Below are 16,338 nucleotides of genomic sequence, written 5' to 3' on the forward strand. Positions count from 1 at the left end.
CGGAAGTAGAACTGAGGCTTGTAGCCGGCGAAGAACGGGGTGTGACGACCGCCCTCCTCCTTCTTCAACACGTAGACCTCCGCCTTGAACCTGGTGTGGGACTGGGTGGAGTTGGGCTTGGCCAATACCTGACCGCGCTCGACGTCCTCCTTGTCTATGCCCCTGAGCAACACGCCGACGTTGTCACCGGCCATGGCGCTGTCAAGAATCTTCCTGAACATCTCAAGAGAGGTCGCTACGGTCTTGGTGACGTCCCGCTTCATGCCGACTATGGCAACCTCCTCGCCGCTCTTGATGACACCGCGCTCGACCCTGCCTGTAACAACTGTACCGCGGCCGGTGATGGTGAAGACGTCCTCGATCGGCATGAGGAAGGGCTTGTCAACCTCGCGAACAGGCTCCGGAATGTAGGAGTCGCAAGCGTCCATGAGATCCCACACGCACTTGCTGATCGGGTCCTCGCGGGTGCCGTCGCCCTCCTCCATGACCTTGAGGGCGGAGCCGCGGATGACCGGTACGTCGTCGCCGGGAAACTCGTACTTGCTCAGAAGCTCCCTGACCTCCATCTCGACAAGGTCGAGAAGCTCGGGGTCGTCGACCTGGTCGGTCTTGTTCATGAAGACCACGAGGGCCGGCACGTTGACCTGGCGAGCGAGAAGGACGTGCTCCCGGGTCTGGGGCATGGGGCCGTCGGCGGCGCTGACGACGAGAATAGCACCGTCCATCTGGGCAGCGCCGGTGATCATGTTCTTGATGTAGTCGGCGTGACCGGGACAGTCGATGTGGGCGTAGTGACGGCTCTCCGTCTCGTACTCGACGTGAGAGATGTTGATGGTGATGCCGCGCTCACGCTCCTCGAGTGCCTTGTCGATCATGTCGTAGGCCGTGAACTGGGCGAAGTCCGACGTCGACAGACACTTGGTGATAGCGGCGGTGAGCGTCGTCTTGCCGTGGTCGATGTGACCTATCGTGCCTATGTTGATGTGCGGCTTGGTCCTCTCAAATTTCTCCTTTGCCATTGTGAAAAAACCTCCCTGTTGATGAAATCCGCCCCAGTGGGGACTTTGTCGTAAACTTTCGACCACGGGAACTCCGACATGACCGGAGACACGCCATCAGCCCGCAGATTATACCAGAGAACGCGAGAAAAGAAAGATATAACAGTCGTAATCCGGCTGTATCGCACTCCGCCCGTATCAGCGCGAGACTTGATAAAGACGGCGATGCACCTGTGTTCCCCTGATCTCGGGGTTTGCCGCCGCATAGTCAAGCGCCTTTTTGCCTTGCCTGTCCTTCGCCCCGGGGTCGGCCCCTGCGTCCAGCAGGACGTTTATGACCTCGGGACTCCGGGAGTACCTGGCCGCGTATATCAACGCGGTGGCTCCCTGCTTGTCCTTCTGTTTGAGGTCTGCGCCCGAGTGAAGCACCGCCATGGTCATCTCCGGGTTGGCATTGAAGCCGGCGGCGTACATGAGCGCGTCCCTTCCATCCTTGTCCTTTATGTCGGTCTTCGCCCCGAACCTGATGAGCGATGCTATGATCGCCGGGTTGCCGTTCTCCTCCGCGGCGAGCGAGATTGCCGTGCGGCCCTCGGGATCGCGATAGTTCGGATCGATATTCGCCTGGAGCAGAAGGGTCGCCACGTCCGGGTTCGTGTTGAAACGAGCGGCGTACATGAGGGCGTTTCTGCCGTGGCTGTCCCTGACATGGGGATTGGTGCGGCAGGCCAAAGTCTTGGCCGTCAGAATCGCCCTTATCACCTCGGGGTTCGGATTGCGAGCTGCGGCGTGCATGAGCAGGCTGGCGTAGTCCTTGTCCCTGGCGAAAATGTTTCCACCCTTGGCGAGAAGGGCCAACAGGACGTCGGGATCGGGGTTTCCTGCTGCTGCCCACATCATCGGGCTCCTTGCCCGGTCGTCGAAGCCCGCCTGTCGCGCGCTGGCGTCGGACAGCCGTCCTACGGCCAAGCGGTCCGGATTCTCCTCCGCCCCGTGCATCAGGGCGGACGCCCCCTCGTAGTCCTTCATAACGGCAACGGCCCCTGCCTTGTACAGGTCGTCGATCATCTTCGCGTCCTTGTTGCGAGCGGCGTACATCAACGCGGTGTACCCCTCGTCGTTCATCACGTTCACTGTCTGTGCCCATACGTCGCCCGCTGCCCTGAGAAGCTCCCTTGGGACCTCGTTGTTCGGGTTGTATCGGATCGCCAGCATAAGGGCGGTCCACCCATGCGCGTCGACCGAGTGCACGTCCGAGCCTGCTTTCACCAGTATCCGGATGACTTCCTTGCGAGGGTTGTGCTTCGCGGCGTTCATGAGAGCGGTCCAGCCGAACTGCTCCACGCCGAAGGCGGCGTTGGCCCCCTCCTCGAGAGCCTGCTCTATCTGCTCGGGCTCGCCGTTCGCGCACAGGTTGTAAAAATCCCAGTCGCTCATGGCGGCGTAAGCCGACGCAGCCAAGGCGAACAGGACGAATAGCGCAGGAAGGCAGATTCCTCTCTTACGCAGCATAGGAGCACCCCCTCATGGATGTCTGTGTCGTCCCGAATTTTAACACATAAACCGCTTGCAAGGCTTTTTTCCAGGCACGCCTCGCAATATATGGGTGCCGCAGCCTTAAATCATCTGCTGGGCACGAACACCCAGGCGTCGCGCGAGAAGGGTATTTCTCCGAGGGCGCCCGCCCTCATACCCCCCTCGGAATCGTCGTCGAATCCGATGTCCTCAAAACCTCCGCTTCTGTTGAAAGCCTCCGTCCTCACGAAGAAGTTGGAGGCCTTCTGAGGCGAGTCGCCGCTCCTCTCATCGCCCGCTTTTCCGCGCCCGTCGTTCCATCCGAGGTCGGAGCGGATGGCTCCCTCGAGGCCGACCATGTTTTCGTCGTCGAACCATGGCCGAGCGCAAGCCAGCCAGTTCGCCGACGGTTCGCAGTCGTCGTCTAGAAAGACGAGCACAGTGCCTCTCGACAGGAAGGCGCCCGTGTTCTTGGCTCGCGCCACGCTCATCGCGTTGGTTTTAAGGTACAGCATATCCAGTTCCCCGAACGACTTTTCTCCCTCCCAGGGCGCTTGGCTCTGGTCGATTATTATGAGCTCGAAGTCGCCGTACGTCTGGACGGAGAGCAAGCGCGCAAGACGCCACAGGGACTGCGGCCTCTCGTAGCCGACAACGATGATGGAGAAGAAGGGCCTTCTCCTTTCTCTGTGCCAGGAGTGCCATCTGAGCAGATCTCCGACGTCCCTCGATATCGACGTCCACGAGTGGCGCTCCTCCACGATACGGCGGCCCGCCGACCCGCTCCTCTCCAGCTCGGCCGGCTCCTCGAGCAGTTCGCGCAGGTCGCCGACGAATCCATCCTTCGTGGTGAAGGTCAGAGCCTCGAGGCCGCCCAGATCTATTCCCCTGGCGGTCGCCGCCGAGGCCAGAACCGGCAGTCCGGCGGCCATATAGTCCAGCATCTTCAAGTTGGAGGCACCGTCCGAGAAGATGGGGTTCAGAGCGATATCGGCCATCGAGAGGAGTTCGTTCTTTTTTTCGTCGTCCACGACTCCCAGCAGGCGTGCGTTTCCTGGCACGGGGCACGACACCGCATCACAAACCGAGCCCATGAAAAGGAAACGGACGTCCGGAAGGGAGGGTGCCACGGTGCAAAGGATAAACTCCGCGGCCTCCGTGTTGGACGGGGAGGCGCTTCCCATGAAGATCGCCACCCGGGTCTCTCTTTCCGAGTCGGTCAGCCCCTCCTCCTCTTTCAAGGCGACCTTGCGCCCATGGCTGGCCGGCATGATCCTCTCCACGAAGGCGCCGTTGGGCGCGACGCGAATCTTTTCATAGGGAAGGTCATACAATCGGGCGAAGGAGGCCCTGTCGGCATGGGAGGAAGTCAGGATCAGATCGGCCCTCGAGCATAGCTTGGACTCAAGTTCGCCCACCAGGGCGACCAGCTCGGTGCCGGACGCCCCATCGTCCAGCACGGCGCATCTATCCACCGCCTCGACGCGATGGGCGTCGTAGACGAGCAGCTGCCTCTTGTCCTCCGGCCATTTTTCGATAAGGGAAAAACTCCAAGGCCGCGAGAAGATCAGCGCGTCCGCCTCGGACATAAGTCGCTCCGCGGTCGCTGCGTAGTCCGGGGTCAAATGCCCGAACAGGGAGAAGGATATGTCCAGGGTCAGAAGGCCGCCCGGTTGATTCTTAAGCGACTCCATCTCCTTCAGATGCTCCTCTGAAAGAGGCACGTTCAGCTCGGCCAAGGTGGGCGTGGGGTCGAGGCGCCTCTCCTTGCCGCCCTCCTCGACGACCCCGAGGAATCTGGCCTTGAAACCCATGTTCCCGTACAGACCGAGCGCCCTCGCCCTATCCCCCCGATTCGCGGGCGATATCGATTGAGAGTCGAGGATCAGCGTGCGAGGCGGAGGGATACGGCCGCCCCCTGTCGCCGAGACGGCGACAGGAAATTCGTCGTCCGAGAACTGCATCGACCTGGCGAGAACGGACGCCACGTGCCCCCAGGAGGCGTGTCCGGCGGCTCCCCTTGCAATGCGTCCCATCGCGGCCGCAAGGCCGGGATCGCCCACGAGGATGTCTATGCAGCGAGCTATCTTCCCTGGATCAGGCGGCACGACAAAGCCGGTGCGACCGTCATATACCATCCGGGCGGGCTCTCCCGAGTCTGTGCAGGTTATGACCGGTTTCTCGCAGAGAGCCGCCTCCAGTATCACAAAGACGGAGTCCTCTCCCATCGGGATGTAGGGCACGGCCAGAGATCGGCTGTAGAGATTCGCAATCTTGTCATCGTCCACATCGCCCAGGAAGTGGATGTTCGACATCTTGGATGCCATCTCTTTCAGCGCCTGTTCGCTCTCCCCGATCCCGCAGACCAGGAGCTCAACGGGACTGCCCACCTTCTCCATCGCCCTTACCACCAGCTCCGGGCGATACAACGGGTGCAACGGCCCTGGGAGAAGCAGGAACTCGTAAGAAGTGTTCTCCAGGGCGTCCAGCGTGGCTGCCGGATACAGGACCTCGGAGTCCGCCCCCAGGTACTTCAGAAGGCGCCCCCTGATCTCGTATCCTGCGACGAACACCTCTCCGACCTTCTTCAGCGCTTCTCGGTCCAAATCCTGTATATGTCGCCTTAAGCGGCGCTGCTCCGGGGCGGGGGCCTCGTGCATCATATCGAACATGTCGTAAAACTCGCGCGCCGTTCTGAGCAGGTAGCAGACTTTGTTCCGGTGCGGAACGAGACATGCGGGGATATTGCTGCATATCACCCCGTCAAACCCGTGAAGGTCGAGGGCGCCGTAGCGGGCGTATGTATCCGAGACCGCCTCGTATGACGATTCGTCGTGCGGCACCGGGATTGTCTCGACCTCGAAGCCGATGTCCCTCATGGCCGAGCCTATCCCGTCGACAAAAATGCTCTCTCCCCGGAGGGAACGGTCTCCCGTCTCAGCGACCACCAGGGCGATTCGCTTGCTCATTCCTTCACCCTCTCTCGTCCGGGCTTAAGCTCCTGCAGCGCCGCAGAGCGTCCCTTTATCCGAGCAGCATACGGAAGGGACGGGCTTTTTCTAACCTCTGCGGGCGATTTAAGCGGGGGCGGGACGAAGGCCTTCACTTCTTCGAGGATTATTTGCATTCTGCTTTCATTCGCGTCCGCGGCTTCGGCTTGTTTTTCCACGATCAGGCGAAGCTCCTCGAACTTCGCTTCCAGAAGGGTCCTCACGTCCTTCAGATCCTCGGCCCCGGCCTTATCGGATAGCATGGATTCAATCTTTGACTGGTCTGCCTTGGCCTCTATAGTCTCCAGCAGGGATCCTATCTTCCCCTCCAAGGCATCATATGCCGCGGAGTCCGCCTTCTTGTCCAACGAGGCGACTACATCCGCCGAAGCAGCCTCAAGCCCCTTGCACAGGGACTTCAGCACCTCTACGTCAACTCCAAGCGACAGGAGCGATTTGATGATCTCAAGATCGGCCTTGGATTCCATCACGTCCTCAAGGGACCTCACCCGGAGGGCGATCGATTCAGGATCGAACGACGAGAAACGATCCGACAGCTCGACCAACCTCTCCTCGAGATGCCTGACAGAGTCGGTTTGAGCCACGGGGTCGAACGACGAGAAACGATCCGACAGCCCGGCCAACCTCTCCTCGAGATGCCTGACAGAGTCGACTTGAGCCACAGGATCGAACGACGAGAAACGATCCGACAGCCCGGCCAACCTCTCCTCGAGATGCCTGACAGAGTCGACTTGAGCCACGGGGTCGAACGACGAGAAACGATCCGACAGCCCGGCCAATCTCTCCTCGAGATGCCTGACAGAGTCGACTTGAGCCACGGGGTCGAACGACGAGAAACGATCCGACAGCTCGGTTAATCTCTCCTCGAGATGCCTGATCGATTCTGCGTCGGCCTCCGACCTGGCTCGATACTCTCTCTCAAGGGCTTCAAACGCCTCCCCCTTGGATCGGAGCTCGCCTTCGAGCAGTTCAAGGGCCTCTCCCTTCGAACGTATTTCGCCCTCTAGGGAAAGCAACGCCTCTCCGTCCGCCTTCCGGCGCGCCTCCTCACGAGCCTCCTCCAGTGAAGCCTCAAGGGATCTCAGGCGGTTCTCAACTTCGACTTTATAGTGAGAATCAAGCCTCTCGAGGCCCTCGTCGATCCTCTTTTCCAAGGTCTCGAGCGCCTGTTCGCCTGCCTTTTCCTCCAGCCTTTCCTCGAGCAGCGCCAACTGTTCGCCCTCCGCCTTGAGAGAGAGCTCGCCTCGCAGCTCCACTATGGACGTCTCGATGAAGGATTTGACCTCGGAGAGCATGTCCTCGCCGGCCATCTTCGACAGCTCCTCGTCAAGGCTGCTGGAAAACTCATCCAGCCGGCTCAGGTCGGCCTTCCCGGCTAACTCCGCGGAGAGTGCCTCCAGCTTCTCCTGGTCGATCTTGCTCGCGATCGACTCCTCCAGCTCGTTGCGGCACTGGGCCAAGCTCTCGCGCAGGGCGTTCATCCTGCTTCCTATGCCGTCGATCCTCGCCTGTATGACGGCCTCTTTTTTCGTCGCCCTGGAGTTGATCTCGCGAAGCTGCAGGGGCAGTCCTAAAAGCATCACGACCAACTCCACGCAATAGCCGAGCACGGGTATGCCATAGACCATCTGCGAAAACGACCGGGGAGCATCGCCTTCCACTGTCGTCCTCCTTGCTTTTGCAGTGGGGGGGCTTTTGCCGAGGCTCTTTTTCTCTCGCTCGACGATGGGCTCGACCCTCTCTTTAAGATCGACCGTCTTCGCGAAACCGTTCTTTCTCTCCAGGCGAGGCCGCCTGGAGACGGGAATAGTGACATCCTCCCTGCGCCTTGTCTCTAGTTCTTCCCTGATTTTGGCGATTAGCCTGGCCTTTTTCCTCTGCACGTCGTCGGAATGAAAAACCTCGCCGGCCGCGACAGGGGCACGCTCCGCCCCGTCGTCCTCGATCCCGTCCGGCTCGGCTGAAAGCAGCAGGGAGGTCTCCTCTTCCTTTACCGAAGAGTCAAGATCCCGGTTCTCATTGTTCTTCAGCTCATCCACTCCCGAGATTCCCCTTTCTGCGCTCCGGCGCTCCTCCATGCGGAGGTGGCCGGGATTAATCCCAGCGTCGCCAATCGTGAGATTCGTGATTCTCGAGAACCAAAAAAGAGCCCGTGAAAATAAGGACCCAATTCATTATAACAGTAAATTGCACCTCTGTATCTTGCCGTGCGGAAGAACGTGCTCATTGAAGGACGTCGTTTTCCTCAATCCCTTGTCCTCTCCTCTTTCAACGATAGAATCCTCTCGCGAGCGGCGGCGGCGGCCGCCAGTCTCGACTCGAGCTCCGCGACAGGCGATGACAGAAGATCGTCGAGAATACGCTTGAACTCCTCGGCCAGCCGCCGCACCTGAAGTCCGTTCCCCGCTACCATGTCCGCCCCCAGCCAGGCCGGGCCGGCGGCTATGCGGGTCGTGTCGCGAAACCCTCCGGCGGATAGAGCCGGCAACGAGGGATGGTTTTCCATCTCGTCCCCCGCCAACAAGGAGAGGGCGGCGGATATTACAAGGGGCAGGTGGCTGATGCAGGCGGCGGCCGAATCGTGCTCGTCCGCGTCGATCTTAAGGGGGCGTCCTCCGAGGGCGAGAGCGAGTTCACCGGCTAGGGAGGCAACTTCCGGACGAGTGGCGGGGAAGGGCACGACTGCGCAGACGGACCCCAGAAAGAGGTCCGGAGAAGCGTTCTCCAGCCCTCCCCGCTCCTTTCCCGCCATCGGGTGAAAACCAGCGTACCTCTCCCCCCATATCGCCGACAACACAGCTCCTATTTCGACCTTCGTGCTTCCCAGGTCGAACACGGCCACGTCCTTCCGGGCGGAACCGCGGATCAGCAGGCTCAGTCCCTCCATCGCCCTGACCGGTACAGCGAGGACGATCACGTCCGCAAGAGAGGCGCACTCCTCGGCGGAGGAGCAGCCCTTCGTGACGACACCCCTCTCGACGGCCTCCGCGATCGTAGCCGGATTCCTGCTCCAGCCGGCTACATCTCTGACTCTTCCCGTCTCCACCAGCCGCCATGCAAGAGACCCGCCCAGCAGGCCGAGTCCGAAGACCGAGACGACGCTCTCCTTCAGGCTCTTCATTCTACTCGCACCCGGTACAACGAGCCTTGTGCCGTGATCCCGTGGTTTTCTCCTTCTCCGCGGGACACTCCTTCCAGAGCAGCACCACCACGTCCGCGAGCAGGAAACAGCCCATCACCGTCCAGAAGGGCCAGCCGGAGGGAACGAAAAGAAAGGTCGAGGTCCCGCCGCCGAGGGTGATCATCACCACGCTCCAGATCTTCAAGCGCCTTGTGATGCAGCGGCTCTCCTCCCAGCTGCACACCGTGTGTCCGAACTTCGGGTGGTCCCGAAGCCACCTGTGCATCTCCGGGGACGACTTGGCGAAGCAAGCGGCCGCGAGCAAAACGAACGGAACCGTCGGCATCACCGGAAGAAGAGTCCCGATTATCGCCAACAGGACGAAAAAATAGCCGAAATACCTCCACATGCTCACTGCGCACCACTAAATCAGGGGAATCCTGATCTCGGTTATGTTCTCGTCGGGCGGGGTCCGGCTGCAGTCGGTACGGTATATCTCCATGGAGAAAGACCCGGACGGCTCGCGTCCGCTCTTCGGAAGCCACTCGCCGTAGATGGCCCTGTAAGCGTCGTGCAGACCGGAGTAAGCCCCCTTGTAGACCACGACTGCGAACTCCCCGCCGGGAATTACCTGCGTGCTGATCCCCGCCTCCTCCTCGTAGTCGTCTCCGACCGCGACGCAGACGTCCATTCGCGTGTTGCCCGGCTCGGTCACGTCAGGGTCGTCGTAGCAGAGGGACAGGAAACATGAATCCGGTCCCATCCGGCTCGCAAGTCCCGGTGCCGCGCTCAGCCTGTTCCACGCCTCCGTGCTCTGTTCGTAAGGGCCTGTGTGGCGGATGAAGGCCACTCTCATGTCGCCGTGCTTCTCGATCTTCACGTCCATCTTGCTCATACCTCCTCCAAGTTCAGAAAATGGGAATTCGGAGCAGCGCTACCGCGGCAACACCCGTCAGCATCGCCAGCATCACGTTGCCGGTCTTCTTCGTGATGATCACGATGAAGACGGCGGCGACTATCCCCTGCCAGCCGGCGGCCAGCAAGCCCGGGAAGACCAGCGCGGCGAAGATAGTGCCAGGGAGCGCGTCCATCCCCTTCTTGAACACGCCGGTCTTGGGCAGCCTCTTGCCGAGGGCCAGCCCCAGGAAGCGGATCGAATAGACGAAAAAGGCGGAGAGCAGGACAACCGCGAGGGCTTGAGTGTTAGTCACGGTCAATCGACCTCCTTCATGAACGCGGCGGCCACTGAGCCCGCTATGCCGCCCAGCAGCACGTACCAAGCCCCGGGAAGATGCTTCCACGCGAGAAATGCCGTGCCCGCCGAAACGAGCCAAGGCAAGACATCTCTCTTTCCTCTCCACATGTTGACGGCAAGAGCGGTGAAGAGGGCGGTAAAGGCGTAGTCAAGCGCGTACTTCTCGGGGTTTTCCAGAGTGAATCCCAGGCTGTGACCCACCATGACGCTGAAGAACCAGAAGAGGCCGACGCAGACTCCACCTCCGACGAGATGGTCCACAGTCACCTCGCTCCTCCTCCACTCGGCCATCGTGACCGCCCAGTTCTCGTCTGTCACGAAGTGCACTCGCCACGCCCTGCCAAGCCATCCGATATGCTCCATCAACGGAGCGACAGCCGCGGTCAGCAGGAAGTATCTCACGTTGACCACCGCGGCGGCCACGGCCATCTGCCACACGGGAAAGCCTCCGTTCCACATACCCACGATCAGAGTCTGAGCCGAACCGGAAAAAATCGCCACGTTCATCAGGGCCAGAATGGGGAAGGAGACCCCCGTCTCGGCGCAGAGTACACCGAAGACCAGGCCGTAAGTCAGCACGCCCAGCCCCGCCGGGATAGACGCCTTGAATCCCTTGAAAAAATCTCCGTCTTTGTTGAAAACCAACACGCCACCTCCGGTTTTGCTCATTTTTCCATCCCTCTCCCGCCGCCGTCAAAACGGTAGCCCGCCCCGTGCACAGTGCGGAGGAAACGCGGATTCGAGGGGTCGTCCTCTATCTTCTGGCGCAGGTGCACGACGTGCTGATCGACGGTGCGAGTGGTTACGTCGCACTCGATCCCCCAGACCTCGTCTAGCAGCTCAGAGCGCGACAGCACCCTTCCCTCGCTGCCGGCCAGGCGGCGTAGCAGCGCGGCCTCCTTGGGGGTCAGAGGGAACTCAGAGTCCCCTTTCCGCCCGGTCATGCGGTCGAAGTCGACCTTGACATCGCCGAAGGAGAGTGTCGGCGCTCCATCCTTCCTGGGCGACCCTCGGGACAGAGCGCCCCTGCGCAGGGCGGACCGCACCCTGGCCAGCAGCTCCGCCATCCCGAAGGGCTTGACTATGTAGTCGTCCGCCCCGAGCTCAAGCCCCACGACCTTGTCCACCTCCCTGCCCTTCGCGGTGAGCATCAGCACGGGGGTATGCCGGTCCTGCAGGCGAATCTCTCTGCAGACGTCGTACCCGTTCATTCCAGGCATCATGACATCCAGCAATACGAGGTCGGGCTTCAGCTTGTGGTAAAGATCCAGCGCGGAGCGACCGTCGTCCGCTGTGGTCACACGATACCCCTCGCTCTCCAGGAGGTCGCGCACCCCCGTCTGGATGGCCGTGTCGTCCTCGGCCAGGAGAATCAGCTCTTTCATTCCACCACTCCTTGAGTCTTTTCGTCGTCGTGCAGAGGGACCGAGAGGGTAAAGGCGCTGCCTCCCCCGTCCCTGGGGGCGTAGGTCACGTCGCCGCCGTGCCGTCGCGCGATCGAGCGAGCGATGAACAGGCCCAGCCCCGCGCCGCTGCTGGAAGCGGCAAGCGAATCGTCCCCTCTGAAGAACTCCTGGAAGATGCTCCCCTGCTGCGAGGGGGCCACCCCGGAACCCCTGTCGAGGACCGCAACGACCGCGCATCCTCGCTCCGTTCGGCATTCGACCCTTATCTCACGTCCGTCCGTCGAGTACTTCTCCGCATTCGACAGCAGGTTCATGAGCACCTGCCTGAGCGCGCCCGGGTCGCCCGCCACCGGGGCCGGTCCCTCCGAGCCGAAGAAGCAATCAAAGCCGTTCCTCGACAGGCCCGGCATCATCTGCGAGAGGGTCTCCCTCGCAAGCTCGGCGAGGTCCAGTGGCTCCGCGGAAGTCTCGCGGCCCCTTTTGCCGTCGCGCGAGAAGGAGAGGACATTCTCGACCAGCCGGGAGAGTCGCTCCGCCTCGGACACCATCGTCCGCAGGTACTCCCTGCGCCTCTCCTCGTCTTTCTGTCTTCCGGAGAGCAGCATCTCGGCGAACAGCCTTATGGACGTGAGGGGTGTCTTAAGCTCATGAGAGACGTTCGCTACAAAGGTGGTCTTCTTTCGGGCGAGGCGGATCTCCGACGTCAGCGCCCACAGCAGGGCCGCGCCCCCGACGGCTATCACGAGGAAGAGCGCCCCGACCAGCATCCACACGGCGCGCGCGGCCGACCTGGCCCTGCTGGCCGCCTCGTACGGGTCGGCGAGCCACACGCCGACCTCCCACCCGGGAAGAGCGGGGGTTATCTCCATGGCCACGTAAGGGACACGCCAGTCGGGCGGCTCGCCCAGGGCCGGGACGACCAGGGGCTCGCCCATCTCGTCCAGGACGGTCAGGACGCGTGTCTCGTTCATTATCGCCGGCAAGATCTCTAGGATTCTGTCCTTGAGCGAATAGCAGTCCACCAGGAAGCCCGCTATCGTGCCGTCGGTTCGCTCGCTCCAGAAGAGCAGCTCCATCCCCCCCTCCAAGAGTCTGGGCAGCATGCCGGCATACGCCTCGTCGCGGACCTCGGCGAAGCTCCTGCCTCTCGCCACCGTCCGCGACGCCCCGATCGAATCCTCGCGGGCCGATGGCGCAAGGGTCGTCGGGTCTACGTTCCTTCGAAGCAGCTCGAAGCCCTCCCGCTCGGCCTTTTTCAAGACCTCCTCGCGCAGTGCCGAATCAACCGCGATCAGGCTCTCAGCCATCTGTCTCTCGACCCCCGGCGAGGGTCTCCCGGAGGGCGGAGGCGCAAAGGATGGCGCCATGGCCTTCTGCTCGGGGGCGGGGCTCGGCATGTCTACGCGTGCATCACCGGCCGGCCTTTCGCCCGAATGATAAAGCTCCCTTCTGTAGACCCCTGCTATGCTGTCATAGAATGCGATCTCGTCCTGCTCTCGCAGGAACGGGCCGAACGAGGAGAGCAGCCTGTCGCCAGCATGGTTGGACTCGGGGACGAAAAGCCGGTCGCCCACGAGCAGGAAGGGGCACTCCGCTAGTGAGCCGCCGCCCTTCCACCTGTTGAAAAGGGACGGATTGGAGGGGATCTCCGACGCCTCTCCGACCAGCTCCTCCTCCACCGTCCCCATGAGATCGGCAATGCGCCCGACCGCTAGGTTCACCTCCGACATCAGGGCGTCCTCGAGGCGCTTCTCTATATGCAGAGCCTCCCGGTCCGCCGCTCGCAGCGCGAGCATGCTCAAAGCCACGCTCGGCAGGAGGACCGCTGACAGAAAGAGCAGGACAAGCGACATCGAGGTCGAAAGCCTTGCAAACCCCTTTTTCTCCCCTGTCATCGTCATCACCCCCGCCTACGGACGGAGACCGGGGGTAACAGCCCGGCCTCCGTCGATGCCCTAGTGTATCGAGTATACCAGCTACGACTTGCGGACAGCTAGTCCTCGTCGTCGTATTCGTCCTCGTATTCGTCCTCGTCGGAGTCGGTCGTAACAATCGCGGACTGCTGGCTCTTCAACATATAGGCCTCGTTCAGGACGGTCTTCCTATCCACGTTGGAGAGCCCTCCCTCCGAGATCAGGCTGTCCGCCAGCTCGTCGAAGGCAGCCGACTCCATCTCCATCGCAGGGGCGGAGCTTCCCATCATGGGGGCAAGCATCCTGAGCTGCCTGGTCCTCTCACCGAGCATCTTGGCCGCCTCCTCCGCCCTTCCCTCGTCGGCCAGTCGAACGGCCTCCTCCCGTATCTCGGCGTTCCTCGCCAGGGCCGCCTGCGAGGCTATCTCCTGGCGACGGTTCTTCTCCACCTCGTCCTCGTCCTCCGTGAAAGCGAGGGTCAGGGGAGACTTCTTGACTATCTTCTCGCCGCTCTCCGGGTCGACGTACTCCAGCTCCACCTCGGCCGCCTCCAAAGTCGTCCCCGGCTCGCCCCCGGGAAGCTCCAGCTCGACCAGCGCGTACTTCTCCGTGCTGTAGAGATTATCAATGGAGACCTCTATCACCCCGTCCTCCGCCCTGCCGGTGCGCCCCACCGCTCGCTCCGGACGTGCGCCCCCCAGTCCGCGGACCTTCACCCGAACCTTCCTGGCGGTCAGGGTCACCGCGTCCTCCATGTCGCGCGCGAAGATGTCCTTCAGCATCCTCGACGTCCGGGCGAAGTAGGCGTTTCCACCGCTCTCCGCCGCGAGCGCGGTCATCAGGTCCTCGTGGTAGTCGAGCCCCAGGCCTATGGTGGTTATGGTCATCTCCGTGCGGGCGAGCTTTCTTCCGAGGGCCGCCAACTCCCTCGTGGTTGAAGGGCCGACATTGGCCACCCCGTCGGAGAGCATGACTATCCTTGGGATGAAACCCTCCTTCACGAACGGCTCCAGCTGCTTGGCACCGAGAACAACACCATCGTAGAGAGCTGTCATGCCGCTCGGCTTGATCCTCTTTATTCCAAGGGCAAAGACCGGCTCCTTGTTCCCCTTCCCGACGGGTCGGGCCCTGACCGCGACCCGAGCCTTCTCGTCGTAGACCACCACCGCCGCGATGTCGTTCGCGTCGAGTATCTTAAGGGCCTCCAGCGCCCCGAGCTTAGCGTAATCCATCTTCTCCTCCGAGGCCATGGAACCGGACTTGTCAAGGACGAGGGCGACCGCCAGCGGCGCGCGGGTCTCTCGCTCGCGCCTCTCCGGCTTCACCAGCACGCGGACCGTGATCCTGCTTCCCTCTCCGGCCTTCACAACAGGCGTGTCCGCGCCGACCTCGAGCGTCACTCCTCCCGAATCGGCCCATGCCGCCGTGCCGAACGAGATCATCAGCACAAGGAGCAACCCCGCCAAAGACTTGATGCAGCAGTTTCTTTTAGTCATCATAACTACCACCTCCTGCGGAAAAGTATGCCACTCATCCCCGAAAATGATGTCAGACCGGCGTCAAGGCAGTGTAAAAAATTTGTAAAAAACGCGAAGGAGATATCGTGCCGCCGGATCGACGCAGGATGAGCAAACTCGTATTGCGCAAATCGCCCACTTTTGCTAGAGTATCATGCAAGTGACAATTCATCCTTTTTTCCGACAGGAAGAATTCGAGGGGAGGGATTGCGTCATCTGCCATAGATCCGATTGAACATGCGGATTTCAAGCCGCGTCGCGGGGACGGGGTTTTTCGCGCGTCGCGGTCGGGAGTGGTTCCAACTGAACAGAAACGGAGGTATTGCAAATGATCGCTCGCTTTATGAACGCCCGCGCCGGGAGGACCTCCTTGGCCGCCTTGGTCTGCGGCTTTCTGCTCGTGCTCGGCCTTGCGACCGCTGCCGCGGCCGAGCCAACGCTCCTCGAGATGTTCGAGATAATCAAGAACAAGGAGTTCGTCGACCTGACTCACACTTTCGACCAGGATATACCTCACTGGCCCGGCTTTCCCGAGGAGAAGAGGGAGACCATCTACTGGTACGACAAGGGGGTCGGCACAATGGGTCACGGATTCTTCGCCCAGGTGTTCTGCCACGTGGGCCAGTGGGGGACCCACGTCGACGCCCCGGCTCACTTCGTCCAGGGCAAGAGGACGCTCGACCAGATAGACGTCAAGGAGATGTTCCTAGAACTAGTGGTCATCGACGTCCACGAGAAGGTGGAGAAGGATCGGGACTACATGCTGACGCTGGAGGACGTGAAGGACTGGGAGAAGAAGTACGGCCCGGTGCCGGAGGGATCCTTCGTGGCGATGAGGACCGACTGGTCGAAGAGATGGCCCGACAAATCCCGCATGCAGGAGGCCGACGAGGATGGGGTGATCCACTATCCCGGGTGGGGGCTCGAGGCCATGAAGTACCTGTTCGAGGAGAGAAATATAACCGCCTGCGGACACGAGCCTACGGACACGGACCCGGGCGTGCTCACCTCCAAGGGCGACTACACCTGCGAGTTCTACGTGCTGGCCCAGGACAAGTACCAGGTGGAGCTGATGGCCAACCTGGACAAGGTGCCGGAGCACGGCGCCCTGGTGATAGTCGCATTCCCAAAGCCATACTTCGGCTCCGGGTTCCCGGCGAGGGTCTTCGCCATACTGCCGTAGGACCTCTGCACCACGGCTGCATCGCGCCGGGGCGCTCCCGCCCCGGCGTTTCTCTGGCCTCTACACCCTCCTCGCCCCGTCGCCTGACTCGCTGCGGAAAAAAGAGCAGTCGTACCCTATGTACCTCCTGTATCTCTCTCCGACGTAGCAGCAGAAGTCCTCCACTCCGTCGCGGCGGACGAGGGCCACCGCGCTGCCGCCGAAACCCGCTCCAGTCACCCTCGCCCCCAAACACTCCTCCCTCTGCCATGCCAGCTCGGCGAGGCAGTCCAGCTCCATGCCGGTGCTCTCGTAGTCGAACTGCAGCGACAGGTGAGACTCGTTAAGCAGCTCTCCGAACCTTTCGAGCCTTCCCTCCTCCAGCGCATCCGCGGCCTCCAGCACTCGCGCGTTCTCATAGACCGCATGGCGGGCCCGCC

General features: G+C 61.6%; 14 protein-coding genes. 1 reads left to right on the forward strand and 13 read right to left on the reverse strand.

The genetic code is table 11. The annotated features are described in order from the left end of the window. The 12 genes from tuf to GX181_04940 all read right to left on the reverse strand — a co-directional run. Nucleotides 1-1,019 (reverse strand): elongation factor Tu (gene tuf, locus GX181_04885; GenBank protein ID NLM71282.1); only part of this gene is annotated, 1,019 nt, incomplete at its 3' end. Between the two features lie 177 nt (nucleotides 1,020-1,196). Further along, a complete protein-coding gene (locus GX181_04890; protein ID NLM71283.1) occupies nucleotides 1,197-2,510 on the reverse strand; it encodes a hypothetical protein in 1,314 nt (437 codons plus the stop codon). Nucleotides 2,511-2,620: 110 nt separating this feature from the next. After that, on the reverse strand, nucleotides 2,621-5,482 hold the full coding sequence (locus GX181_04895) for a glycosyltransferase (protein ID NLM71284.1): 2,862 nt from the start codon (nucleotides 5,480-5,482) through the stop codon (nucleotides 2,621-2,623). Then, nucleotides 5,479-7,563, reverse strand: a complete 2,085-nt coding sequence (locus GX181_04900; GenBank protein NLM71285.1) for a hypothetical protein — start codon at nucleotides 7,561-7,563, stop codon at nucleotides 5,479-5,481. Before GX181_04900 ends, GX181_04895 begins: the two co-directional genes overlap by 4 nt. A 206-nt stretch (nucleotides 7,564-7,769) precedes the next feature. After that, nucleotides 7,770-8,645, reverse strand: coding sequence for a prephenate dehydrogenase/arogenate dehydrogenase family protein (locus tag GX181_04905; protein ID NLM71286.1), 876 nt, complete (start codon nucleotides 8,643-8,645; stop codon nucleotides 7,770-7,772). 1 nt (nucleotide 8,646) lies between these two features. Beyond that, nucleotides 8,647-9,060 (reverse strand): DUF454 domain-containing protein, encoded by a 414-nt coding sequence (locus GX181_04910; GenBank protein ID NLM71287.1) that lies wholly within the window; start codon nucleotides 9,058-9,060, stop codon nucleotides 8,647-8,649. A 9-nt stretch (nucleotides 9,061-9,069) separates the two neighbouring features. After that, the gene (locus tag GX181_04915; GenBank protein NLM71288.1) at nucleotides 9,070-9,540 is read right to left on the reverse strand and encodes a GyrI-like domain-containing protein; all 471 of its coding nucleotides are present in this window, start codon (nucleotides 9,538-9,540) and stop codon (nucleotides 9,070-9,072) included. A gap of 13 nt (nucleotides 9,541-9,553) precedes the next feature. Beyond that, on the reverse strand, nucleotides 9,554-9,856 hold the full coding sequence (locus GX181_04920) for an AzlD domain-containing protein (protein NLM71289.1): 303 nt from the start codon (nucleotides 9,854-9,856) through the stop codon (nucleotides 9,554-9,556). A 2-nt stretch (nucleotides 9,857-9,858) separates the two neighbouring features. Then, entirely contained in the window at nucleotides 9,859-10,545 is a 687-nt protein-coding gene (locus GX181_04925; GenBank protein ID NLM71290.1) for a branched-chain amino acid ABC transporter permease, read from the reverse strand. 20 nt (nucleotides 10,546-10,565) lie between these two features. Then, nucleotides 10,566-11,285 (reverse strand): response regulator transcription factor, encoded by a 720-nt coding sequence (locus GX181_04930; protein ID NLM71291.1) that lies wholly within the window; start codon nucleotides 11,283-11,285, stop codon nucleotides 10,566-10,568. Further along, complete coding sequence (locus GX181_04935; GenBank protein NLM71292.1) at nucleotides 11,282-13,201, reverse strand: HAMP domain-containing histidine kinase; 1,920 nt, start codon at nucleotides 13,199-13,201, stop codon at nucleotides 11,282-11,284. The genes GX181_04930 and GX181_04935 overlap by 4 nt, the downstream gene beginning before the upstream one ends. Before the next feature lie 98 nt (nucleotides 13,202-13,299). Continuing rightward, a complete protein-coding gene (locus tag GX181_04940) occupies nucleotides 13,300-14,718 on the reverse strand; it encodes a VWA domain-containing protein (GenBank protein NLM71293.1) in 1,419 nt (472 codons plus the stop codon). 361 nt (nucleotides 14,719-15,079) lie between these two features. Here GX181_04940 and GX181_04945 point away from each other — a divergent pair, with 361 nt between their 5' ends. Continuing rightward, a complete protein-coding gene (locus GX181_04945; protein NLM71294.1) occupies nucleotides 15,080-15,919 on the forward strand; it encodes a cyclase family protein in 840 nt (279 codons plus the stop codon). 60 nt (nucleotides 15,920-15,979) lie between these two features. On the opposite strand, the gene GX181_04950 is transcribed toward GX181_04945, so the two are convergent. Then, on the reverse strand, nucleotides 15,980-16,338 hold a 359-nt coding region (locus GX181_04950), incomplete at its 5' end, for a galactokinase (protein NLM71295.1).

This window comes from Synergistaceae bacterium (genome assembly GCA_012521675.1).
Taxonomy (GTDB): domain Bacteria; phylum Synergistota; class Synergistia; order Synergistales; family Aminobacteriaceae; genus JAAYLU01.